Here is a 21,229-nt window from a genome sequence, read left to right on the forward strand (position 1 = left end):
GGTGATGATGAAAGGCGCACTGGGCGATTGTTGCCGGGGGCGCATGGCACTACACTGGCCCATCGCTCGATACTCAACAGTTCAGTAATTATATTTCGTACAAGGATTGCCTCTATGCTGCGCAAACTCTCACTGGCGATAGCCGTGTCTTGTGCGTCCAACGGAATGGCCTGGGCAGCAGAAATGCCCATGACGGTTAAAACCGACCTGGTCAGCGTCTACCAGGAAGCGGTCGACAACAACGCCGATCTTGCGGCAGCCCGCGCCGATTATGGCGCCCGCCGCGAAGTCGTTCCGCAGGCCCGCGCCGGCCTGCTGCCGAACCTGTCGGCGGGTGCCGAGATGATGAACACTCGCACCAAGCTCGACGAGCCGTCCCTCACCGCCAACCGCAGCGGCAACGCCTGGAGCGCCACCCTGGCGCAGCCGGTGTTCCGTGCCGACCGCTGGTTCCAGTTGCAGGCGGCCGAGGCGGTCAACGAACAGGCGGCGCTGGAATTGTCTGCCACTGAGCAGAACCTGATCCTGCAGACCGCGCAAAACTACTTTGCCGTGCTCCGGGCCCAGGATAACCTGGCCGCGACCAAGGCCGAGGAATCCGCCTTCAAGCGCCAGCTTGACCAGTCCAACGAACGTTTCGATGTGGGCCTTTCCGACAAGACTGACGTCTTGCAGTCCCAGGCCAGCTACGACACGGCCCGAGCCAACCGGATCATCGCCGAGCGCCAGGTGCAGGATGCCTTCGAGGCGCTGGTGACGTTGACCAATCGCGAATACTCGTCGATCCAAGGTGTGGTCCACACCCTGCCGATCCAGGTGCCTATGCCCAATGACGCCAAGTCCTGGGTAGAAACCGCTGCCCGCCAGAACCTCAACCTGCTGGCGACCAACTACGCCGTCGATGCCGCCGAAGAAACCCTGCGCCAGCGCAAGGCCGGCCATGCCCCAACCGTGGATGCGGTCGCCAAATACCAGAAAGGCGATAACGACAGCTTGGGCTTCACCAACTCGCCCGCGCAGCCAAACGTGCGTTACGGCAGTGATGTGGAACAGACCAGCATCGGCCTGCAACTGAACATCCCGATCTACAGCGGCGGCCTGACCAGCTCGCAAGTGCGCGAGGCTTACCAGCGCTTGAGCCAGAGCGAACAACAGCGCGAAAGCCTGCGCCGCCAGGTGGTGGAAAACACCCGCAACCTGCACCGCGCGGTAAACACCGATGTGGAACAGGTGCAGGCACGCAAACAGTCGATCATTTCCAACCAGAGCGCGCTCGAAGCCACCGAAATCGGCTACCAGGTCGGTACCCGTAACATCGTCGACGTGCTCGACGCCCAGCGCCAGCTGTACACCTCGGTGCGTGATTACAACAACAGCCGCTATGACTACATTCTCGACAACCTGAGCCTGAAGCAGGCCGCGGGAACCCTGAGCCCGCAAGACCTGCAAGACCTCGGGCGCTACCTGAAGCCTGACTACAACCCGGACAAGGACTTCCTGCCACCGGACCTGGCGGCGGCGGCGGCGAAGAACTTCGAGCGCAGGCCCTGAGCTAGGAGGGACACTTCACAGGCCGGGTTGTTTTTGATGGCCCTATCGCTGGCAAGCCAGCTCCCACAGGCTCTTCACTGGCCTCAAGCCATGTACAGTCCCTGTGGGAGCTGGCGTGCCAGCGATAGGGCCAGGAAAACCAATGCAGGCGTCAGCGGATAAGCGCGCCCAGCCCATCCAGTAAGCGCTGCAATGCCCCTTGGTTTGCCCGCATCACCGCCCTGCCCGCCTCGCCCATGCGCTGACGATCCTGCGGCAACTCGATCAACCGCCGCACCGCCTCGGCCAGCCCGTCGGCATCTTCGATCTGCTGCAACGCCCCGGCGTCCTTCAGCATCGCGCTGATCTCCAGGAAGTTGAACACATGCGGCCCCATGATCACCGGCAAAGCCAGTGCTGCGGGCTCGAGCGGGTTGTGGCCGCCGGTGGCGACCAGGCTGCCGCCGACGAAGGCGATGTCGGCCAAGGCATAGAGGAACAGCAACTCGCCCATGGTATCGCCAAGCAGCACGCGGGCCTGGTCATCGACCGGGGTGCCGGCAGAGCGGCGCACGGTGGTGAACTGCTCGCTGCACAGGGCATGCACTGCATCGAACCGCTCCGGGTGGCGTGGCACCAGGATCAGCAGCGCATCGCCATGCACCTGCAGCAGCTTCTGATGTGCTTGCAGGATCAGCGCGTCCTCACCTTCATGGGTGCTGGCGGCAATCCATACCGGGCGCTGGCTGGCGCCCCATTGCTCGCGCAGCGCCTTGGCGCGCGGCAGCAACTGGTCATCGACCTTCAGGTCGAACTTGATCGAACCGGTCACCTGCACGCATTCAGGGCTCGCGCCCAGGTCGCGAAAACGTTGCGCTTCGGTTTCGGTCTGTACCGCGATCAGGTTCATCTCGGCGAGCATCGGCCGGGTCAACTTGGCAAAACGCCCATAACCACGGGCCGAGCGCTCGGACAACCGCGCATTGGCCAGCGCCACCGGGATGCCACGCTTGGCACACTGGTGAATGTGATTCGGCCACAGCTCGGTTTCCATGATGATGCCCAGCTTAGGCTGCACATGGTCGAGAAAACGCCCGGCCGCCCACGGCAGGTCGTAGGGCAGGTAGCAATGCTGCACACGCGGTTCATCGGCGAACATCGCACGAATGCGCTCGGACCCGGTCGGGGTCATGCAGGTAAGCGTGATCGGCAGGCCTGGGTAGGCCTTCAGCAGCGCCCGTACCATGGGCGCGGCGGCAATGCTTTCGCCCACCGACACCGCATGCACCCAAATGCCGCCCTGGCGCATGGGCGGCAGGCTGAAGGCAAAGCGCTCGCCGATGCGCTGGCCATAGGCCGGTGCCTTGCGCGCCCGCAGGAACAGGCGCAGCGCAACCAGTGGCAGGCCCAAGTGAAACAGCAAGGTATAAAGAGTTCTGTTCATGGCGGCGAAGTTTACCCGATCGCGCGCAGGTGCACTGCAAAGCGCTCGGCCAGCCATTGCGCAGCCGGCCCAAGTGGCTCGTCACGGCGCCAGGCCAGTTCTACGACCAGTGCCGGCGGCCGCCACTCGCTGGCGAGCTCGACCATGTGCGCCTGGTAAGTGGGGTACTGGACTACGTGCCGGGGCAACCACGCCCAGCCCAGGCCGCGCATCAGCAGCTCGGCCATGGCGTAGAAGCTGTCGGCACGCCAGACCTGCGGGCTAATCGCCTCGCCGCCGGGGTAGCCACTCTGTTGCGGGGTGATCAATAGCTGGCGATGGCGTGCCAACTGCTGGCGGTTGACCTTGGCCTGCTGCGCCAGTGGATGGCCGACCGCGCACACCGTGACCATTTCCACACTGCCCAAGGCACGACGCTCCAGCGATGCCGGCATGCTTTCGTGATGAAAGAACAGGCCAAGGTCGGCACGCCGCTCCACCAGCTTGCGCGCCACATCGCCCTGGGCGCCGCTGGCCAGTTGCACTTCCAGGTACGGGTAGCGGCTGGCCAGTTCATCGAGGCTGTCGATCACCGGTTGATAGGGCATGGCCTCGTCCTGGGCGACACGCAGCAAGGCTTCCTGCCCACGCATCAGGGCCAGGGCACGGCCGTCGAGGCGCTCGCATTGGCGCAGCAGCTCGCGGGCGTCCTCCAGCAGCGCGGTACCGTTTTCGGTCAACTTGGGCTGGCGGCCGCTGCTGCGGTCGAACAGGGTCACGCCCAGGTCGGCTTCAAGCATGGCGATTGCAGTGCTGATTGCCGACTGCGCCTTGCGCTGCTCACGGGCAACGGCGGAGAACGAGCGCAGCTCGACGACGCGGACGAAGGTGCGCAGTTGATCGAGGTTCCAGTGTTCCGCCATCAACCTATCTCCCATGGTGATAGGTAATGACTTTACCGCATCCAGGTGGCGTCTAGAATGCCAGACCAGTCACCGGAGAATTGCCATGAACGCCTACACCTACCTCGCTATTGCCATCTGCGCCGAAGTCATCGCCACTGCCTCCATGAAAGCAGTGAAGGGCCTGAGCACGCCGTTGCCATTGCTGTTGATGGTGGTCGGTTATGGCATTGCCTTCTGGATGCTGACCCTGGTGGTGCGCAGCATTCCGGTGGGTATTGCTTATGCCATCTGGTCGGGGCTGGGGATTGTGCTGATCAGCGTGGCAGCGCTGGTGATCTATGGGCAGAAGCTGGATGTGCCCGCAATGCTGGGCATGGCGATGATCGTTGGCGGGGTGGTTGTGATTCAGCTGTTTTCGAAAACTGCCGGGCATTGATGCAACCTGAATTGGCCTCATCGCCGGCAAGCCGGCTCCCACAGGGGTAGCATTGGCCTCTGACTCAACGCCGTACCTGTGGGAGCCGGCTTGCCGGCGATAGGGCCGTCTCAGGTATAGCCTGTATACTTGCCAGCTGTCCCAGTCTTCGAGGTACCGCCATGCCAACCGCCATTTCCACTGACGTGCTGATCGTCGGCGCCGGGGTCGCAGGCCTCTGGCTCAATGCCCGGTTGCGCCGCCAGGGCTATTCGACCGTGCTGGTGGAACGCGCCAGCCTGGGTGGCGAGCAGACCATCAAGTCCCAGGGCATCATCCACGGCGGCACCAAGTACGCCCTGCACGGCGCCCTGACCGGCGCCTCGGAAGCGATCGCCGACATGCCGCGACGCTGGCGCGAGGCCTTGGCGGGCGATGGCGAGCTGCCGCTGGGCAAGACCCGCCTGCTGTCCGACGCGCACTACCTCTGGTCCCCCGGCACCCTGGCCGGCAACCTCACCAGCTTCTTCGCCAGCAAGGCCGTGCGCGGCCGCGTCGATCAGGTTAAGGGTGAGCAACTGCCACCCGCCCTGCAGGACCGCGACTTCAAGGGCAAGGTCTATCGCCTGGCCGAGTTGGTCATCGACGTGCCCAGCCTGCTGGCCAACCTGGCCGAGCTGGCCGGCGACAGCCTGCTCGCCGGCGAACGTATCGAACCCCTGCGTGACGGCGATGAGCTAGTTGGCCTGCGCGTGGACGACCGTGAAATCCGTGCGCAACGTATCGTGCTCAGCGCCGGCGCCGGCACCGAAGACGTGCTGCACGCCTTGGGCCTGAGCCAGCCGGCCATGCAACGTCGCCCGTTGCACATGGTCATGGCCAAGGGGCCGAACCTCAAGCCGCTGTATGCACACTGCCTGGGCGGCGGGCCCAAGCCACGGGTCACCATCACCACCCACCCGGCGGCGGATGGCCAGTGGGTCTGGTACCTCGGCGGCGACCTGGCCGAGGCCGATGGCGTAGCGCGTGAGCCTGCCGCGCAGATTGCCGCGGCGCAAAAGGAAATCGGCAACCTGCTGCCGTGGGTCGACCAAAGCCAGATTCGCTGGGCCACCCTGCGCGTCGACCGTGCCGAACCGGCACAGTCGGGCCTGGTACGCCCGGACAACGCGTTTATTGCCGACCAGCAACGCCTGCTGGTGGGCTGGCCGACCAAGTTGGCGCTGGCCCCGGACTTCAGCGACCGGGTAATCGCCAAGCTTGAGCGCGACGGCATACGCCCCAGTGCGCAAGCCGACCTCTCTGGCCTGCCACGCCCTGCGCTGGGCGTGCCTGCTTGGGAGCAACTGCTGCCATGAGCCTGCCGACCCTGCACGACTTCCATCGCCCCCTGGGCAGCACCGGCCTCACGGTTTCGCCCCTGGGCCTGGGCACGGTCAAGTTGGGCCGCGACCAAGGCGTGAAGTACCCGACCGGTTTCACCATCCCCGGCGATGACGAGGCCCGCATGCTGCTGGCCCAGGCGCGCGAACTGGGGATCAACCTGATCGACACCGCCCCGGCCTATGGCCGCAGCGAAGAGCGCCTTGGCCCGCTGCTGCGCGGCCAGCGTGATGAGTGGGTGATCGTCAGCAAGGTCGGCGAAGAGTTCGACAACGGCCACTCCCACTTCGACTTCAGCGCCGCCCATACCCGCCGCTCGGTCGAACGCAGCCTGCGCCTGCTGGAAACCGACCACATCGAACTGGTGCTGGTGCATTCCGACGGTAATGACTTGGCCATCCTCGAACAGCAAGAGGTCTACCAGACACTGGCCGCCCTCAAGCAGGAAGGCAAGATCCTCGGCTACGGGCTGTCCGGCAAGACCGTCGCTGGCGGCCTCAAAGCCCTGGAACAGGGCGACTGCGCCATGGTCACCTACAACCTGAACGAGCAGGCAGAACGCCCAGTGCTGGACTACGCTGCCGAGCACGGCAAGGCGATCCTGGTTAAAAAAGCCTTGGCCAGCGGGCACATCTGCCTGGCACCTGGGGTTGACCCGGTGCAGGCCAGTTTCGAGCTGCTGTTCTCCCACCCGGGCGTCAGCAGTGCTATCGTCGGCACCATCAATCCGTTGCACCTGGCCCATAACGTGGCCACCGTAGCCCGAATTCTGGGCCAGCATTGAGCCGCCCTCGCGGGCGTCCGACAGGAGGAGGAACCTCGTGCCGCGTACGCTGATCCGCAAGAACCCGAGCAACTTCAAGACACTGCCGCTGCATGTCGAGGCTAGCGCCGAAGGCCTGGTCTACCAGAGCATCGGCATGCCGCTGAACTTCGCCCAGACCCAACAGCGGCGCAGGGCCATCCAGTTGCCCGACACACAGCGTTTCGTGGCCGAGCTGGCCAACCTGGGCGTTTCGGTACGCCTGACCCTGCATTGGCAAAACCGTGATTACTGGGTACTGGTGCGCCAACGGCGCCAGGACCGTGGCGACGTGGTGCTGAAGCTGATTTCAGGCTACGTCCCCGCTCAAGAGCTCAACTTGCCGCTGCACACCGCTGTCCAGGAAGTGGCCGAGGAGTGTTTGCTGGAAACACCGGAAGGCTGGCTGGGCGGGCGCTTCAACGACACCTGGCTACCGGCGCCCTACGCCGCCGCACTGCACTACCGCGAAGCGCTGCCTTTTGTGCTGACGCCGGAGTCTGGCGCGGCACGGCCGGTGCATTGCGGCAAGCTGATGCTGCTGGAGCGACCACGGGCTTACGTGCACCTGCCGACCGCCTCGTTGCAGCTGATCTATGACATGCGCCTGCAGGTACCCAAGGACGCCAAAAAACTCAGCTTGTTCCATGTCGACGAACGCCTGGAAGGTGACCAGTTGGTGGCCCGGCTGAATCGCAAGCGCCCTGACCTGTACCTGATGCCATTGGAAGAAGGCCGACCGTTGGCCGAACTCTATACGCTGAAAAAGGACGAGCTGGTGCCGGCGAGCACACGCGGGCTTTACCTGGCGGAGAGCTTTGCCCGGCAGGAAGGCTGGGTGGTCACCGATGAGCGGATTCGCTGGCGGGATTGGGTGAAGCAGCAGGGCTTGGTGGAGGCCAAGCCAGGGCGGGCTTCACACCTGCAGCGGTTTGGCGACAAGGCACGGGCGCTGCTAGCGCGGGCGCGGACTTCGCTTAACAAATAAATTCACACGCGCGCCTGTAGGAGCAGCCTTGTGCTGCGAAGAGGCCGGTGACAGCACCCTCAATCTATGGTGCTTTCACCGGCCTCTTCGCAGCACAAGGCTGCTCCTACAATGACCGCGCATTGCACAGGTACAAGGACCGCGCATTGTGCGGGTACAACAAAGGCGCAGTGCGCAGGCACATCAATGCTTGCGGATCTTCTCGACAATCGCCGTGGTCGAGCTGTTTTCAACCAGCCCGAGCACTTTCACGGTCCCGCCATAGGCCTTGACGATATCGGCGCCGACCACCTGGTCGATACCATAGTCGCCGCCTTTGACCAGCACATCCGGCTTCACCTGGCTCAGCAGGTTTTCCGGCGTACCTTCCGGGAAGCTGATCACCCAATCTACCGCGCCCAGCCCCGCCAGTACCGCCATGCGGCGGTCGACGCTGTTGATTGGGCGGCCAGGCCCCTTCAGACGGCTGACCGACGCATCGTCGTTGACCGCGACGATCAGCCGATCGCCCTGGGCCCGCGCCTGCTCCAGGTAGGTGACGTGGCCGGCATGCAGAATATCGAAGCAGCCGTTGGTGAAGACGATTTTCTCCTTGTGCGCACGCGCATCATCGATCGCCAGCAACAGTTGCTCCAGGCCCAGCACACCGCGCTCGGAACCTTCTTCGCGCTGGATCGCCCGGCGCAGCTCAGGCGCGCTGATTGCCGCCGTGCCCAGTTTGCCCACCACGATGCCCGCAGCCAGATTGGCCAAGGCAACCGCGTGTGGCAGTTCTTCACCGGCCGCGATGGCTGCCGCCAGGGTAGAGATCACGGTATCGCCGGCACCGGTCACATCGAACACTTCACGCGCCCGGGCCGGCAAGTGCAATGCGGGTTGGCCGGTACGCAGCAGGGTCATGCCATGCTCGCCACGGGTGACCAGCAAGGCGCCCAGGTCGAGGTCCAGCAGCAGCTGCAGGCCCTTGGCGACCAGCTCCGCCTCATCGGCGCAACGGCCGACGATGGCTTCGAACTCGCTGAGGTTCGGGGTAATCAGGCTGGCACCGCGGTAGATGGAAAAATCCTTGCCCTTGGGGTCGGCCAACACCGGAATGCCCTTGGCACGTGCGGCCTGGATCAGGCTCTGGTGGTTTTTCAACGCACCTTTGCCGTAGTCGGACAACACCAACACCTTGACGCCATCGAGCAGGCTGTCGACCTCCGCGCCCAACGACAGCGGGTCGGTGGCGAACGGTTCTTCGAAGTCGATACGCAGCAGTTGCTGGTGGCGGCTCATGACCCGCAACTTGACGATGGTCGGCTGGTGCGCGATGCGTTGGAACACCGAGCGCACGCCCGCTGCTTGCAGGCTGTTGGCCAGGCTGTCGGCGGCCTCGTCCTGGCCGGTGACACCGATCAGCGACGCCGGCGCGCCCAGGGCGGCGATGTTCAAGGCAACGTTGGCCGCGCCGCCGGGGCGATCCTCGATCTGATCGACCTTGACCACCGGGACTGGCGCTTCAGGCGAGATACGCGAAGTACCGCCATGCCAGTAGCGGTCGAGCATGACATCGCCGACCACCAGTACCGGGGCTTGATCGAAACGCGGCATGGACAACTTCATGGGCAACCCATATGAAAATAATGAACAGGGGCAGGATATTAGCACAGGGTAAGCGACGGCTTTATGGCCAGATCGGGCCCTTGAAAATTCCGGTGACAATCGGGGCCGGCGAGGCCCCGATCAAAGAGGTTCAGGTGATATCGGCCTTGGCCGGCTCATCCAGCCCCATCGCATGCAGGCGGGCATAATGGCCATTCGCCTGAAGCAACTCGGCATGGGTACCGCGCTCTACTAAGCGGCCCTGGTCCATCACCAGAATCAGGTCGGCCTTCTCGATGGTCGACAGGCGGTGGGCGATGACCAAGGTGGTCCGCCCTTCCATCACGTGATCCAGTGCGGCCTGGATATGCCGCTCGGACTCGGTATCCAGTGCCGAGGTTGCCTCGTCGAGGATCAGCAATGGCGCGTCCTTAAGCAACGCCCGGGCAATCGCCAGACGCTGGCGCTGGCCGCCGGACAGCAACACGCCGTTCTCGCCAACCTCGGTATCGAAGCCCTTCGGCAGCTTGTCGACGAACTCCTTGGCATAGGCATCGGCAGCCGCCGCCTCGATGTCCTCGCGCGGTGCACCGGCCAGGTCGCCATAGGCGATGTTGTTGGCGACCGTGTCATTGAACAAGGTGACGTGCTGGGTGACCTGAGACACATGACGACGCAAATTACGCAGGCGATAGTTCTCGATCTCCTCGCCATCGAGCAAAATCTGCCCTTTGTCGTGGTGATAGAAGCGCGGAATCAACGCCGCCAGGGTCGACTTGCCACTGCCGGAGCGGCCTACCAAGGCAATCATCTGCCCCGGCTCGGCGACGAAGCTGATGTCGCTCAGCACCTCACGGTCGGTGCCGGGGTAGGTGAAGCTGAGGTTGCGCACTTCCAGACGGCCTTCCACCTGCGCCTTCTCGAGGGTGCCTGTGTCTACCTCGGGCTCTTCGTCGAGCTGCTCGAAAATGCTTTCTGCACCGGCAAGGCCTTTCTGGATGGTCGAGCTGACTTCGGACAGCTGGCGGATCGGTTTCGGCAGCAGGCCAGCCGCAGTGATGTAGGCCACCAGGTCACCGGCGGTCGAGTCACCACGGAGGTACAGTACCAGGAACATCAAGGCCGCCATGGCGGTGTAGATCACCAACTGCAGCATCGGCGTGTACAGCGAGCCGGTCTTGGTCATGCGCAGTTGCTTGTCGGTATTACTTTGGCTCGCGCGGCCAAAACGCTGCTGTTCGTAAGCCTCGCCGCCGAAGCTGCGCACCACGCGATAGCCCTGGATGGTCTCGGACGCCACGTGGGTTACGTCGCCCATGGCCACCTGGATCTTTTTGCTCTGCTTGCGGAATTTCTTGCTGGCAACGCTCACCATCACCGCAATCACCGGCAGGATGGCAACCATCACCAAGGTCAGGTGCCAGTTCATCCACAACAGGTAGGCAAACAGGAAGACCACCGTCAGGCCTTCGCGGATCACGACCTTGATCGCGTCGGTCGCAGCGCCGGTGACCATGGTCACGTTGAAGGTGATACGCGAGATCAGATGCCCCGAGTTGTGGTTGTCGAAGTAGCGGTTGGGCAACACCAGCAACTTGTTGAACAACTCGACACGCAGGTCATGCACCAGGCACAGGGAAACCTTGGCCAGGAAGTAGTTGCCCAGAAACGAACCCAACCCCTGCCAGGCCGCGATCAGGATGATCAGCAACGGCACCGCCTGCAGCAGCTGCAGGTCGCGCAGGTAAGGCACGGTAGGGAACAACACGGCTTGCGGATTGCTCAGGCCATCGACGAAATACTTGAGGATCCCGGCCAGCATCGGCTGGGTCGAGGCGAAGATCACGAAACCGACGATGCTCAGCAGGAAAATGCCGGCATAGGGTTTCACGTAGCTCAGCAGCCGGAAGTAGATCTTCAGGCTGGAGGTATGCTCCGCGGTTCGCGGTGTTTCGGCCATCATCGAGCTCGCTGTTCAGGTTGAACCGGAAATTTTACCACAGGCGTCATTTTCGGCACGCCCCCAAGGCAACATCATGGCCAGGCCGACCGGCAGCCAGCTGATGAACCACTCTGCACGCGGTGTACCGGTAAGGCTGGCGGCATCGAACTGCATGGCCAGGGTCGAGTAGACCCAGAAGCACAGCAGGATCTTGCCGAACAGCGTGCCGCGTGCCCGGACGATTTCCGCCAGGGTGTACAGCCACACGGCCACCCACAGCAGCATGCCGGGCAGGCCCATTTCCACGGCAACGTGGGTGAACATGTTGTGGGTATGGTCGAAGTGCATACCCACGGCGCTCACATCGTACGCCGCGCCCAGCCCCAGCCCTGTCCAAGGGTGGGCGGCGATCATGCTCAGCACCGCATGGAAAATCTCCGGGCGGTACGAAGAGCCGCGCTGGGCGATCAGGCTGTACAGGGTGTAGAAGGCCGCAGCGGTGGCGATCATGGCGAGGATGGCGAACAGCCGGCTGTGGCGGTCGCGGAACCACAGCGGGGCCAGCACCACGGTGACAACCAGGGCCAGCACCGCGCCACGGCTCTGGCTAAGCACCGCGAAGGCCCCCAGGCAGGCCAGCGCCACCAGCCAGGCCAACTGCAGGCCGCGATGACGCGGCGGCTGGTAAAGCAGCAGCAGCGCGGCAGCGCCAATCACATAAGCGCCCAGGATCGGGTGCGAAATCTCGCCGATCCCTCCCAGCCTTGCTGGCAGCGGGTTGCCCTGCACACCATAGAAGTTGATGATCGAGATCAGCGCGGCAAGGCCCAGCAAGCCGCTGCCAAACGCCAACAAATGGCTAATTCGCCGCTGACCACGCTGCGCCAACAGCGGGAATGCCATCAGAAATACCAGGATATAAATCAGCCGCTTGATTTCGCGCCCGGGTTCCTCAGACGGCGACCAGGCCAAACTGATCCCGCTCCAGGCCAGCAACAGCAGCACGCTCGCCCACAAGGCCGGCTGACGCCGCCAAGCCTCGGCCAGCACCTGCCGGGCAGACCACGCCAACAGCAACGTCGGCAACCACAAGAACAGCACCAGCCCTTGCTGATACAGCTTATTGCTGGGCGCCAGCGCAATCGCCGCCAAGAACCAGACCAGACCCAATCCTAACCAGGCGCGCGCCCAGTTTTTTTCATACAACATCCTTTCCCCCGATGAATCAAAGACACCATCCATGGTGCTACCGCATTATTTTCGGCATTATTGCCGGTCATTTTGCTCGCCAGACGACAAGGCCCTATTCATGCAATGCTCCCGGCTCACCCAGGTCGAATTCGATCAGCTGACACTAGGCGCACAGGTGCTAGAGGCAGACAGCCATGGCGCCAAAGTCTACCTGCTCGAGAATGGTAATTTCCTCAAGGTTTTTCGTCGCAAGCGACTGATTTCATCTGCGCTGCTGCGCCCCTACTCCCAGCGCTTCGTCGATAACGCCGCGCGCCTGGCGCAATTGGGTATCCCTACCCTTGAGGTGATCAGCCAGCACAAGCTTGACCTGCCCGGCAGAACGGCGGTGCTGTACCGCCCGCTGCCTGGGCGCACGCTGCTGCAGATGTCGCGCGATGCTGACTTCAGCTGGGACACTTACCTGCCGCGGTTGATCGAGTTGATCCGCCAACTGCACCGCAGCGGTGTCTACTTCCGCTCGTTGCACCTGGGCAATGTCGTGGTCACCCCCGACCAGCGCCTGGGCCTGATCGACGTGGCCGACATGCGCTTCCTGCGCCCACCGCTGTCTGCACGCATGATTCGGCGCAACGTGCAGCACATGGTGAACTACATTCAGCGGGAGAACCTGGGTGACCGGTTCCCCCTCGCCGACTTCGAGGCCGCCCTGCTGGCCCGCTGACACTCAACCGCGCAGCAGGCTTTGCGACCCGTTCTGGAACGCCTGCCAGGCCTGCTCCGGCGCCAATGCCTGGCGTTGCCGGGCAGCCAGGGCGGTGGCGCCAGGCACGCTGCAGCGTTCTATCGCCTCAGCCCAGGCAGACTGATCGGCAATGGGCAGGTAGCCACCGGTGTCCAGCAACTGCTCACGGAAGACCAACAGGTCGCTGCAGACCACCGGCACATCGGCCATCACCGCCTCTTGCACGACCAACCCCAGGCCTTCTGACCGCGAAGGCACCAGTAGCCAGTCAAACGCGCGGTAGAGCTGCTGCAAGTCTTCACGGTGACCGCACAGGTGCACACGCCCGGCCAGGCCCAACGCGTCGATGCGCGCTTGCAGCACGGCATGCAAGGGGCCTTCACCGATGATTGCCAGTTGCAGATCAGGCTTGTGGACAGCGGCCTTGGCAAACGCCTCGATCAGCATTTCAAAGCCTTTGCTCTCGACCAGCCGCCCCACTGCACCCAACACCTGCCCATTGCCGGGCTGCAACGCCAGCGCTTGCCGGGCCTGCTCGCGGCTCAACAGCGGCTCGACGAACGCCCGTGGGTCCAGCGCCATGCGCAGGGTCTGTACGGGCCTGCCGAGATCACGCTCAAGGGCTTCGGCAAGCGTATGGGAAACCGCCGCAATGCTCAGGCGCTCGGCGGGCAGCGTGCGCAACAAGCGGATGTCGCTTGCCGTCAGCCGTGTCTTGCCATGGAACAGCACCTTGGCGCGTACATGGGGAATCTGCTGCAACAGCGGCAGCACCAGCCTGGCGACACCGACACCATCGAGCAGCACGATTTCGGCCTGGGCCTCGGCCAGCGCCCTGCGCAGACGCATGCGCAGCCACGGGCGCAGCAGGCGCCACAAGTGCCGGCCCTTGAGCGCACGCGGTGGCATATGCCACTCCCGGGTCGAACCGAGCCCACAGCAAAGCCCGCTGCCTAGCAGCAGCCAATTGCTGATCCTGGCATCGGGGCCCGCATGAGAAAGCACCTGTCGATGAACCTTGTGGATGGACATGTACGGCGAACCGCCTGCCCACATCATATTGACGATGTTCATGGGGTTAGCGCCCCTCTCCCGCTCAAGTCAGGTGGGACTGCGACTTCATTGAACAAAAATGGTGATACCCATGCCGATTACGGCACCCGCCACCAGCGTCAATGCCAGCTTTACTCGATCACGTTGACGACGTTTGGCCTTGCGCTCTACTTCTACCGGCAAGGTCACGTGATTACCAAATCCTGTGTGCAATACTGCATCACCCTCCAAGGTGACCGCTGTCAGATTTAACTCTGAATAGCGACGGGAAAGCGCCTTTTCTCCAGCATAGGCGGCAAATGGCGCACAGCGCTGATAATCGCTCAGTCGACGCAGGCCGGGGTTGAGCGAAAACGCTTGCCAGTCGGCCTTCTCGGACAGCAATGGATAGCACGGCACGCCCGCGATCACCTGGCGATCGCCCAGGTGGATGTAGGGGCTGTGCACGGCCAGGTCGTGGGCATGGCTGCGCAGCCACACCTGCAGCAGGTTGGGGCTGACCTCCAGGATGGCCCGGGAGTCTTCGACAAAGCCCTGCCGATAGAAATGCCAGTCATCCTCGCAGTGGAAGATGTAGGGCGTCTTGACGTGACTGTAAGCCAGGTCGATCGACGGCAGCTGGCCCAGTTTTGGCCGGTTGACGAACACCGTGCAGTGCGGTTTCCAGTGCTCCGGCACTGCCCCATGCACGGCCTCGTCACCTGAATCTTCGGTGATGAAGACTTCGCGAATGGGCGCGGTGTTGTAGCGATCGAAACTCTCAAGGGTATCTTTGAGCAGATCGAACCGCCCACAACTTGTCACGACCAGCGTGACGTCACTCTCATTTGAAAAGCGCACCGGACTCCCTCCGCATTGCGACAATCGACTTCCAGCGCCCGCTCCGTAGGCACGAAAGCTCTTTTTAAATACCCAGCTTCAGGCGTAGCCGCTGCCAGGCAGACAACGGCGGATGAGGCCTGAGCGCAGGGCGCATGTGGTCGACGATGCTACGTCCAACTTCACCGAAACTGAAACGGGAAACCGCCAGATGGCGGCCATTTTCTGCAATCCGCTGTGCCAGCGCAGGGTCGGCCCGCAAACGGCCAAGCTTTTCCTGGAGGGTCGGAATGCTGTCGTAGAACACCACGTTGTGCATGTCTTGCAGGCCCAGGGCGCGGTTTTCTTCCTCGCCCTGGTCGAACGCCAGCAACACACAGCCACAGGCCATGGCTTCGAAGTTCTTGATCATGTACTCGCCCATGCCGACGTCGGCACTGACGAAGAAACGAATACGGTTGAGCGTGTTGCAGTAGTCCTCGCCCGACTTGGTGCGGGTCACTACCAGGTTCTCGACCCGCCCCAACTCGTCCAGCAGCGCCTTGCGCCCACTGTAGGCAACGCTGTTGGTGCTGCCCACGAACGCCAGTTCGATGTCGCGCTCACGCCCTTGATCGGTCAGCAGCCGCTCATCGTAGCCCTTGGGCACGAATACCGCGTCGAAGCCTTCCTGGCGCAGGCGCTCACTGACCATGTAGCCCGAACTGATCACCCGCGCCCACGGCAGCTTGCGGTAATGCGCGCTGAACTTGCCGGTGTACTTGCAGGGGATGTAGTTCTGGTAGGCGTCGTGCTCGAGGATGACCAGGTTTGGCACCGTCTGGATGAACGCCACCTGGCGGATCTCCTGCTTGAAGCGCAGGAAGAACACGATGCGGTCATAACGCTCCACCTGCACTTCACGCTTGAAGTAGCGGCGCAGGTTACGCTGGTCTTCACTGGTCAGCCAGCGCAGGTCACATTCGCAGTTGGCCGCGACGCCATCGTACAGGCGGTCGAGGATCGCCCGCTGTTCCTTCTGCACCAGAAATAAGACTTTCATTGCGTTCCTTGGGCGCTCAGCGCCATCGCGGTCAACCAGGGGGCGCGCCTACAGCTCACGCCGCCAGAACAGTTCATGTCGGCGCACGGCCTTGCGGAAGAATTCGTTCTCGCCATAGGGCGATGGCCGGCGCCCGGCCAGCCAGCGTTGCAACAGCCGGCGCAGGCGGCGCTTGAACGGCGCCGGGGGCTGCAGGTCGTGCATCATGCCCAGGGCCATGGCCTTGTCGTGTTGGGTCGGCAGGCCCAGCACCAGCGCGCACGGCGCCCACGGCTGGTCGGCACTGAGTTGTGGCGGCAACGCCACACCGTCGCCGCTGTCACCCATCGGCCAGCGGTCGTTGTCATGCAGGTGGTTGGCGTAGCACAGCAATGTTTGCGGCTGCCACTCCAGGCCCTGCAAGGCTTCCAGTACGGCCGCCTGAGCACAGATATGATCGGGGTGCGGGTCGAGTTGCGGGTGCGGCATGACCAGCACTTCGGGCTTGGCCATGGCCAGCAACGCGCGCAGGTCGGCCAGCAGGTTGTGCCAGGTCGGCGCACCATCACTGTCGGCGGGCAGCACGAAGGGATTGAACTGGCGGAACGGGCGGATATCGGCCATGTCGGCTTCGCGTGAAGCGGCCGGCACATCCGGCGCGGCCTGCATGGCTGGCAGTTGCAGACAGAAGTAGCCCAACTGCACACAGCGCGATTCCGGCACCCCCGCCCAGCGCGGCACGGCAATGCTGTCCCAAGCACGCAAACGCCCTTTGAGGCGCGCCGCCTCGGCCTTGCCCAGGCCCATCTGTTGATAGTGCTCGGCTTCGATTTCGCCGGCAGTCAGGGTGACTACCCAGGTTTCGTCGGCTTGGCTGTACAGGCCATAAGCTGCCAGCTCAGCGTCATCGGCATGGGGCGCAATGACCATCACGCGACGGCGCTGCAACTCGACGCTGGGGGTTATCCACAGGCGCGGCTCGCCTTGCAGCCGGCAATGGCGACCCCGCATACGCAGCGTACCGGCCTGGAGCGGCGCGGCCAGGCCGGTCAGGTTGAGGAAGCGAACCCCGTCGACACCGCGCTCGAACGCCTGCCGATCCGTCAGCTCATCCGCCAACAGCTCCACCCGTGGGTCGAGAAACCGCCCCAACCAGGTGCTCTTTACCCGCAGCTCCAGGACCAGGGTTTCGTCGCCTTGCAGCGCTGCGTCGGCCTTCAACAGGCCGTTTTGCAGACTGGCCGAGGCTGCACGGGCCTGCTCACCGAAGTTGTAGGCATAGTCCTCGGTGGGCGCGTAGAACAGGTGGTCCGCGAACCAGGCCTCGTGTGCGGCCCACACCAGCGGCAGCAGCAACAGCGGCAGCCACCACCAGGTGAAGACCCCCAACGCGATCAGCGCGAGCAGGCCTGTAAGCAAGCCCAGGCGCTTGTTGCGCCGGTGGCGCTTGAGCAACTGCTGCTTGCGGCTCACGCCTGGAACACCGGTACAGGGTTGCACCAGCGGTCCTTGTACTCGCGGTCGGCGCGACCGAACGAGAACCGCAGCGGTTTGTTACGCGCCCGAGCGTCTTCCCAGGCCGCCTGGGTATTCAGGAAGCTCAGCACGCTACCGGGGCTGAACGCCTTGGTTTCAGGGTCGACACCGCCGTTGACGTACTCGACGCTGATCCACTCGGGCGCTTCGACGCGATACACCAACTGAATCGCGATGGGCTTGTCGTCGAGCAACAGCACCGAACCGATCAACAGCTCGCGCAAACGCTCGAGCACCTCGTCAATGCGCTCGGCACCGGTGGCCGGGAAGCCCCAGCGACGCTGGAACAGGTCACGGTACATAGCGGCAACCTGGCCGGCGTCAAAGTCACTGATCGGCCGCACCACCCCGCCCGCTTCTTCCAGCAAACGCAACTCGCGGCGCTGGTTGTAGCGAAACTTCTTCGACAGGTCCTCGTGGGCACGGGCCATGGCCAACTGCTCGGTCTGCGCCTTGAGCCCTGTGAAGCGGCCCTGGTTCAGCTCGGACAGGTAACGCGCGGCATGGCGCAATGGCGCGCCAGCATCGGCGGCGGCCGGCAGGATGATCTCGGCGTTACCGAGGTCGAACAGGCCTTTCTTGCCCGCGCGTTTGAGCACGTCCTTGGACAGCGCCAGGTGGCGCCCCCACGTCGGGATCGCTGCCTTCAGCTCGCCGCCTTGCAGCCAACCCAGGTAGCGCACGGGAATTTGCGCCAGCTCGGCCAACTGCTCGACCACCAGCGGGTGCGTAGCCACGCTGCCGCCAAAACGTGCCCAAGCCTCGGCATACGCCTTGGCGTCGATGACTTGCCAGCCGCGTTCGCGGAAGGCTTGGATATGATTGAGCATCACGCCTGCGCCACCAGGGCACGCACCTGCGGCAACTGCCAGAAGGCCTCGCGCACCGCCGGGTCAGAGAAGCGCTGGTGCAAGCGTTGCAGCATGTGCTCGGCGCACGCTTCACGCTGCTGCTCATCCAGCGTGGCCATGTGCTTCAGGCCTTGGGCTAGCTGCGCAGCGTCACCGAGCGGGAACAGCACACCCACACCTTCGACCACTTCGCGGGCACCGCCGCAGGCCGTGGCCAGCACCGGTACGCCCGCGACCATGGCTTCGAGCAGGACCATGCCGAACGGCTCGTGGTCCGAACTCAAGGCGAACACATCGAACGCGGTGAAATAGCGGCGGGCATCCGGCACCTGGCCGAGGAAGTCCACCTGCCCGGCGATACCCAGCTCGGCAGCCAGTGCCTTGAGCTCGGCTTCCAGGCGACCTTTGCCCAGTATCGCCAGGCGAGCGCCAGCAGGCAGCCCCGGCAGCGCTTGGGCAAAACCGCGCAGCAGCGTGGCCTGGTCCTTGTCCGGGTGCAGGCGGCCGACGTTGCCGACGATCCACGCCTGAGGGTCGAGGCCAAGTGCCTCGCGCGCCGCGTCCGGAGGCACCAATGCAGCCTGCAGGGCCTCGATGTCGATGCGGTTATACAGGGTCTGGATACGGTCGGCCGGCCATGCGGGCAGGCAGCGGCGCATGTCGTCCCGCACCGCATCGGAAACGCCGAGCAGGCTCAGGCGCTTGCTGAACAGGTTGGCAAACAGCCGCCGCCCTTTGCGCTGATAGTCGCCAAAGGCGTGGTGAACACCGATCACCGGCAGGCCAGTGCCCAACAAGGCGACATAGATCGGTTTGAACCGGTGGGCGATGCAGAAACTGAAATGGCGCTCAGCCGCGATCCGCCGTAAAGCACGGATGGCGCCAAGCTTCAGCCCACGCACGGCCTTGGAGCTGAACTCCAGGAACAGCACCTCGTCCGACGCGCAGCCGGCCGCGACCTGCGGGTCGGCGGCGCCGGTGAGAAACACCGTGGTGACCTGGTAGCCACGCCCCTGAAACAGGCTGGCGTACTGACGGGCACAGTCCAGAAACGGCCCGTCATAGCCATGGCAGAACTGCAGGATGCGCGGTTCAGAGCGGCTGGTCATACGCGGCCGCGCCGTCCTTCACTACCAGGATGTCTTCCATGATCAGGTACTGCAGGTCCGAGCCGAAGAACATGTTCAGGGCATCGGTCGGCGAGCAGATCATCGGCTCACCCCGGCGGTTCAGCGAGGTGTTCAGCGACACGCCGTTGCCGGTCAGGTTTTCCAGCGCCTTCATCATGTCGTAGTAACGCGGGTTGTATTCGCGCTTGAGCACCTGGGCACGCGAAGTGCCGTCCTCGTGGACCACCTCCGGTACGCGGGTTTTCCACTCTTCAGCCACTTCGAAGGTGAAGGTCATGAACGGCGCCGGGTGATCGACCTTGATCATCTGCGGGGCGACGGTGTCGAGCATCGATGGGCAGAAAGGTCTCCAGCGCTCGCGGAACTTGATCTGGTGGTTGATGCGGTCAGCTACGCCTTCGACGCTCGGGCAGCCGATGATCGAACGACCACCCAGGGCGCGCGGGCCGAATTCCATGCGGCCCTGGAACCAGGCTACCGGGTTGCCGTCGACCATGATCTTGGCAATCTGCTCGGGCATGTTGTCGAGCTTGCGCCACTTCGGCTGGTCCGGGTGACGGGCACAGGCGGCGATCACGTCCTCGTTGGAGTACGACGGGCCGAGGTAGACGTGTTCCATCTTCTCGACCGGCACGCCACGGGCATGCGACACATAGGCTGCGGCGCCCACCGCAGTACCGGCATCACCGGAAGCAGGCTGAACGAACAGCTCCTTCACATCCGGGCGAGCAATGATCTTCTGGTTGAGCTTGACGTTCAGCGCACAGCCGCCGGCAAAGGCCAGCTTGCCGGTCTGCTTCAAGGTATCGCCCAGGTAATGGTCGATCATTTGCAGGGCCAGCTTCTCGAACAGCGCCTGCATGCTGGCGGCGTAGTGGATGTACGGCTCGTCGGCGATATCGCCTTCGCGCTTGGGGCCCAGCCACTCGATCAGCTTCGGCGAGAAGTAGAAACCCTTGCCCTTCTCTTTATAGCGGCGCAGGCCGATGACGTTGGCGTATTCGGTGTTGATTACCAGCTCGCCGTTCTCGAAGCTGGCCAGGCGCGAGAAGTCATATTTGCTGGCGTCGCCGTACGGCGCCATGCCCATGACCTTGAACTCGCCGTCGAGCATTTCGAAACCAAGGAACTCAGTGATCGCGCCATACAGGCCGCCCAGGGAGTCCGGGTCGAAGAACTCCTTGATCTTGTGGATCTTGCCGTTTTCGCCATAGCCGAAGAAGGTCGTGGCGTACTCGCCCTTACCGTCGATACCCAGGATCGCGGTCTTTTCCTTGAAACCCGAGCAGTGGTAGGCGCTGGAGGCGTGAGCCAGGTGGTGCTCGACCGGTTCGATCTTGACCTTTTTCGGGTCGAAGCCCAGTTGCTCCAGGCACCAGACGATCTTCTTGCGGTAGCGCTTGTAGCGACGGTTGCCCATCAGGATCGCGTCGAGGGCGCGGTCCGGGGCATACCAGTAGCGCTTGGCATAGTGCCAGCGGGCCTTGCCGAACAGGCTGATCGGGGCGAACGGAATGGCTACCACGTCGACGTCGGATGGCTTGATGCCTGCCTGTTCCAGGCAGAACTTCGCCGACTCGTAGGGCATGCGGTTCTTCGCATGCTTGTCACGCACGAAGCGCTCTTCTTCGGCGGCGGCAATCAGCTTGCCGTCAATGTACAGGGCCGCGGAAGGGTCATGGCTAAGGGCGCCGGACAGGCCAAGAATCGTCAATGCCAAGGGATTAGCCTCTTCTTTCGGTAGAGATGCGCCAGCGGCCTCGTGGGCGGATGGCGGCTAAAGGGCGAGATTATAACGCAAACAATTCCAACTGGCCCTATCGCCGGCAAGCCGGCTCCCACAGGTACGGCGCAGCCCCTAAGAGCAGCGCCGTACCTGTGGGAGCCGACTTGCCGGCGATAGGGCCAGCT

At 63.5% G+C, this 21,229-nt stretch carries 18 protein-coding genes; 6 read left to right on the forward strand and 12 right to left on the reverse strand.

Translation table 11 applies throughout. The annotated features are described in order from the left end of the window. Nucleotides 1–114: 114 nt before the first annotated feature. Nucleotides 115–1,551 (forward strand): TolC family outer membrane protein, encoded by a 1,437-nt coding sequence (locus tag LOY53_RS24250; RefSeq protein WP_252826018.1) that lies wholly within the window; start codon nucleotides 115–117, stop codon nucleotides 1,549–1,551. A gap of 151 nt (nucleotides 1,552–1,702) precedes the next feature. On the opposite strand, the gene waaA is transcribed toward LOY53_RS24250, so the two are convergent. Both waaA and LOY53_RS24260 read right to left on the reverse strand, forming a co-directional pair. Next, nucleotides 1,703–2,974: a lipid IV(A) 3-deoxy-D-manno-octulosonic acid transferase gene (gene waaA / locus LOY53_RS24255; RefSeq protein WP_258703372.1), complete on the reverse strand. Its 1,272-nt coding sequence runs from the start codon at nucleotides 2,972–2,974 to the stop codon at nucleotides 1,703–1,705. An 11-nt stretch (nucleotides 2,975–2,985) separates the two neighbouring features. Then, nucleotides 2,986–3,876 carry a LysR family transcriptional regulator gene (locus tag LOY53_RS24260; RefSeq protein WP_252826020.1) on the reverse strand — a complete coding sequence of 297 codons (891 nt, stop codon included), beginning with the start codon at nucleotides 3,874–3,876 and terminating at the stop codon, nucleotides 2,986–2,988. Between the two features lie 85 nt (nucleotides 3,877–3,961). Between LOY53_RS24260 and LOY53_RS24265 the strand changes: the two genes are divergently transcribed. The 4 genes from LOY53_RS24265 to LOY53_RS24280 all read left to right on the forward strand — a co-directional run bounded on the left by LOY53_RS24265 (nucleotide 3,962) and on the right by LOY53_RS24280 (nucleotide 7,446). Continuing rightward, a complete protein-coding gene (locus LOY53_RS24265) occupies nucleotides 3,962–4,294 on the forward strand; it encodes a multidrug efflux SMR transporter (protein ID WP_008095055.1) in 333 nt (110 codons plus the stop codon). A gap of 161 nt (nucleotides 4,295–4,455) precedes the next feature. Further along, the gene (locus LOY53_RS24270) at nucleotides 4,456–5,631 is read left to right on the forward strand and encodes an FAD-binding oxidoreductase (RefSeq protein ID WP_027592498.1); all 1,176 of its coding nucleotides are present in this window, start codon (nucleotides 4,456–4,458) and stop codon (nucleotides 5,629–5,631) included. Continuing rightward, nucleotides 5,628–6,440, forward strand: a complete 813-nt coding sequence (locus LOY53_RS24275; RefSeq protein WP_099430597.1) for an aldo/keto reductase — start codon at nucleotides 5,628–5,630, stop codon at nucleotides 6,438–6,440. The genes LOY53_RS24270 and LOY53_RS24275 overlap by 4 nt, the downstream gene beginning before the upstream one ends. Before the next feature lie 37 nt (nucleotides 6,441–6,477). After that, a complete protein-coding gene (locus LOY53_RS24280) occupies nucleotides 6,478–7,446 on the forward strand; it encodes a metal ABC transporter ATPase (RefSeq protein WP_258703373.1) in 969 nt (322 codons plus the stop codon). A 183-nt stretch (nucleotides 7,447–7,629) separates the two neighbouring features. Here LOY53_RS24280 and hldE read toward each other — a convergent pair whose 3' ends face one another. The 3 genes from hldE to LOY53_RS24295 form a co-directional block, all read right to left on the reverse strand. Continuing rightward, the gene (gene hldE / locus LOY53_RS24285) at nucleotides 7,630–9,051 is read right to left on the reverse strand and encodes a bifunctional D-glycero-beta-D-manno-heptose-7-phosphate kinase/D-glycero-beta-D-manno-heptose 1-phosphate adenylyltransferase HldE (RefSeq protein WP_252826021.1); all 1,422 of its coding nucleotides are present in this window, start codon (nucleotides 9,049–9,051) and stop codon (nucleotides 7,630–7,632) included. A 130-nt stretch (nucleotides 9,052–9,181) separates the two neighbouring features. Further along, nucleotides 9,182–10,990 (reverse strand): lipid A export permease/ATP-binding protein MsbA, encoded by a 1,809-nt coding sequence (msbA, locus tag LOY53_RS24290; RefSeq protein WP_027592494.1) that lies wholly within the window; start codon nucleotides 10,988–10,990, stop codon nucleotides 9,182–9,184. A gap of 15 nt (nucleotides 10,991–11,005) precedes the next feature. Beyond that, nucleotides 11,006–12,181 carry an O-antigen ligase gene (locus tag LOY53_RS24295; RefSeq protein WP_258703374.1) on the reverse strand — a complete coding sequence of 392 codons (1,176 nt, stop codon included), beginning with the start codon at nucleotides 12,179–12,181 and terminating at the stop codon, nucleotides 11,006–11,008. Between the two features lie 100 nt (nucleotides 12,182–12,281). Here LOY53_RS24295 and LOY53_RS24300 point away from each other — a divergent pair, with 100 nt between their 5' ends. Continuing rightward, complete coding sequence (locus LOY53_RS24300) at nucleotides 12,282–12,887, forward strand: hypothetical protein (RefSeq protein ID WP_027592492.1); 606 nt, start codon at nucleotides 12,282–12,284, stop codon at nucleotides 12,885–12,887. A gap of 3 nt (nucleotides 12,888–12,890) precedes the next feature. Here the strand turns inward: LOY53_RS24300 and LOY53_RS24305 are convergent, their stop codons facing one another. The 7 genes from LOY53_RS24305 to LOY53_RS24335 form a co-directional block, all read right to left on the reverse strand. Further along, complete coding sequence (locus LOY53_RS24305) at nucleotides 12,891–13,982, reverse strand: glycosyltransferase (RefSeq protein WP_252826023.1); 1,092 nt, start codon at nucleotides 13,980–13,982, stop codon at nucleotides 12,891–12,893. Between the two features lie 45 nt (nucleotides 13,983–14,027). After that, nucleotides 14,028–14,801, reverse strand: coding sequence for a glycosyltransferase family 2 protein (locus LOY53_RS24310; protein ID WP_099455513.1), 774 nt, complete (start codon nucleotides 14,799–14,801; stop codon nucleotides 14,028–14,030). A gap of 64 nt (nucleotides 14,802–14,865) precedes the next feature. Further along, the gene (locus LOY53_RS24315) at nucleotides 14,866–15,822 is read right to left on the reverse strand and encodes a glycosyltransferase (RefSeq protein WP_099455514.1); all 957 of its coding nucleotides are present in this window, start codon (nucleotides 15,820–15,822) and stop codon (nucleotides 14,866–14,868) included. A gap of 48 nt (nucleotides 15,823–15,870) precedes the next feature. Continuing rightward, a complete protein-coding gene (locus LOY53_RS24320) occupies nucleotides 15,871–17,274 on the reverse strand; it encodes a PIG-L deacetylase family protein (RefSeq protein WP_258703375.1) in 1,404 nt (467 codons plus the stop codon). After that, on the reverse strand, nucleotides 17,271–18,167 hold the full coding sequence (locus LOY53_RS24325) for an antimicrobial resistance protein Mig-14 (protein WP_258703376.1): 897 nt from the start codon (nucleotides 18,165–18,167) through the stop codon (nucleotides 17,271–17,273). Before LOY53_RS24325 ends, LOY53_RS24320 begins: the two co-directional genes overlap by 4 nt. Next, nucleotides 18,167–19,297 (reverse strand): glycosyltransferase, encoded by a 1,131-nt coding sequence (locus LOY53_RS24330; protein ID WP_258703377.1) that lies wholly within the window; start codon nucleotides 19,295–19,297, stop codon nucleotides 18,167–18,169. Before LOY53_RS24330 ends, LOY53_RS24325 begins: the two co-directional genes overlap by 1 nt. Continuing rightward, nucleotides 19,281–21,038 carry a carbamoyltransferase gene (locus LOY53_RS24335; RefSeq protein ID WP_027592485.1) on the reverse strand — a complete coding sequence of 586 codons (1,758 nt, stop codon included), beginning with the start codon at nucleotides 21,036–21,038 and terminating at the stop codon, nucleotides 19,281–19,283. Before LOY53_RS24335 ends, LOY53_RS24330 begins: the two co-directional genes overlap by 17 nt. Nucleotides 21,039–21,229 lie beyond the last annotated feature (191 nt).

The organism is Pseudomonas sp. B21-031 (assembly GCF_024748985.1).
GTDB classification, from domain to species: domain Bacteria; phylum Pseudomonadota; class Gammaproteobacteria; order Pseudomonadales; family Pseudomonadaceae; genus Aquipseudomonas; species Aquipseudomonas kermanshahensis.

What these genes read in the sequence shown, in the direction of transcription:
- LOY53_RS24270 (WP_027592498.1), top strand. Translation starts at nt 4,456, where the DNA reads ATGCCAACCGCCATTTCCACTGACGTGCTGATCGTCGGCGCCGGGGTC.
- LOY53_RS24295 (WP_258703374.1), bottom strand. Translation starts at nt 12,181, where the DNA reads ATGTTGTATGAAAAAAACTGGGCGCGCGCCTGGTTAGGATTGGGTCTG.
- waaA (WP_258703372.1), bottom strand. Translation starts at nt 2,974, where the DNA reads ATGAACAGAACTCTTTATACCTTGCTGTTTCACTTGGGCCTGCCACTG.
- LOY53_RS24260 (WP_252826020.1), bottom strand. Translation starts at nt 3,876, where the DNA reads ATGGCGGAACACTGGAACCTCGATCAACTGCGCACCTTCGTCCGCGTC.
- hldE (WP_252826021.1), bottom strand. Translation starts at nt 9,051, where the DNA reads ATGAAGTTGTCCATGCCGCGTTTCGATCAAGCCCCGGTACTGGTGGTC.
- LOY53_RS24305 (WP_252826023.1), bottom strand. Translation starts at nt 13,982, where the DNA reads ATGAACATCGTCAATATGATGTGGGCAGGCGGTTCGCCGTACATGTCC.
- LOY53_RS24325 (WP_258703376.1), bottom strand. Translation starts at nt 18,167, where the DNA reads ATGCTCAATCATATCCAAGCCTTCCGCGAACGCGGCTGGCAAGTCATC.
- LOY53_RS24250 (WP_252826018.1), top strand. Translation starts at nt 115, where the DNA reads ATGCTGCGCAAACTCTCACTGGCGATAGCCGTGTCTTGTGCGTCCAAC.
- LOY53_RS24275 (WP_099430597.1), top strand. Translation starts at nt 5,628, where the DNA reads ATGAGCCTGCCGACCCTGCACGACTTCCATCGCCCCCTGGGCAGCACC.
- LOY53_RS24300 (WP_027592492.1), top strand. Translation starts at nt 12,282, where the DNA reads ATGCAATGCTCCCGGCTCACCCAGGTCGAATTCGATCAGCTGACACTA.
- msbA (WP_027592494.1), bottom strand. Translation starts at nt 10,990, where the DNA reads ATGGCCGAAACACCGCGAACCGCGGAGCATACCTCCAGCCTGAAGATC.
- LOY53_RS24265 (WP_008095055.1), top strand. Translation starts at nt 3,962, where the DNA reads ATGAACGCCTACACCTACCTCGCTATTGCCATCTGCGCCGAAGTCATC.
- LOY53_RS24330 (WP_258703377.1), bottom strand. Translation starts at nt 19,297, where the DNA reads ATGACCAGCCGCTCTGAACCGCGCATCCTGCAGTTCTGCCATGGCTAT.
- LOY53_RS24315 (WP_099455514.1), bottom strand. Translation starts at nt 15,822, where the DNA reads ATGAAAGTCTTATTTCTGGTGCAGAAGGAACAGCGGGCGATCCTCGAC.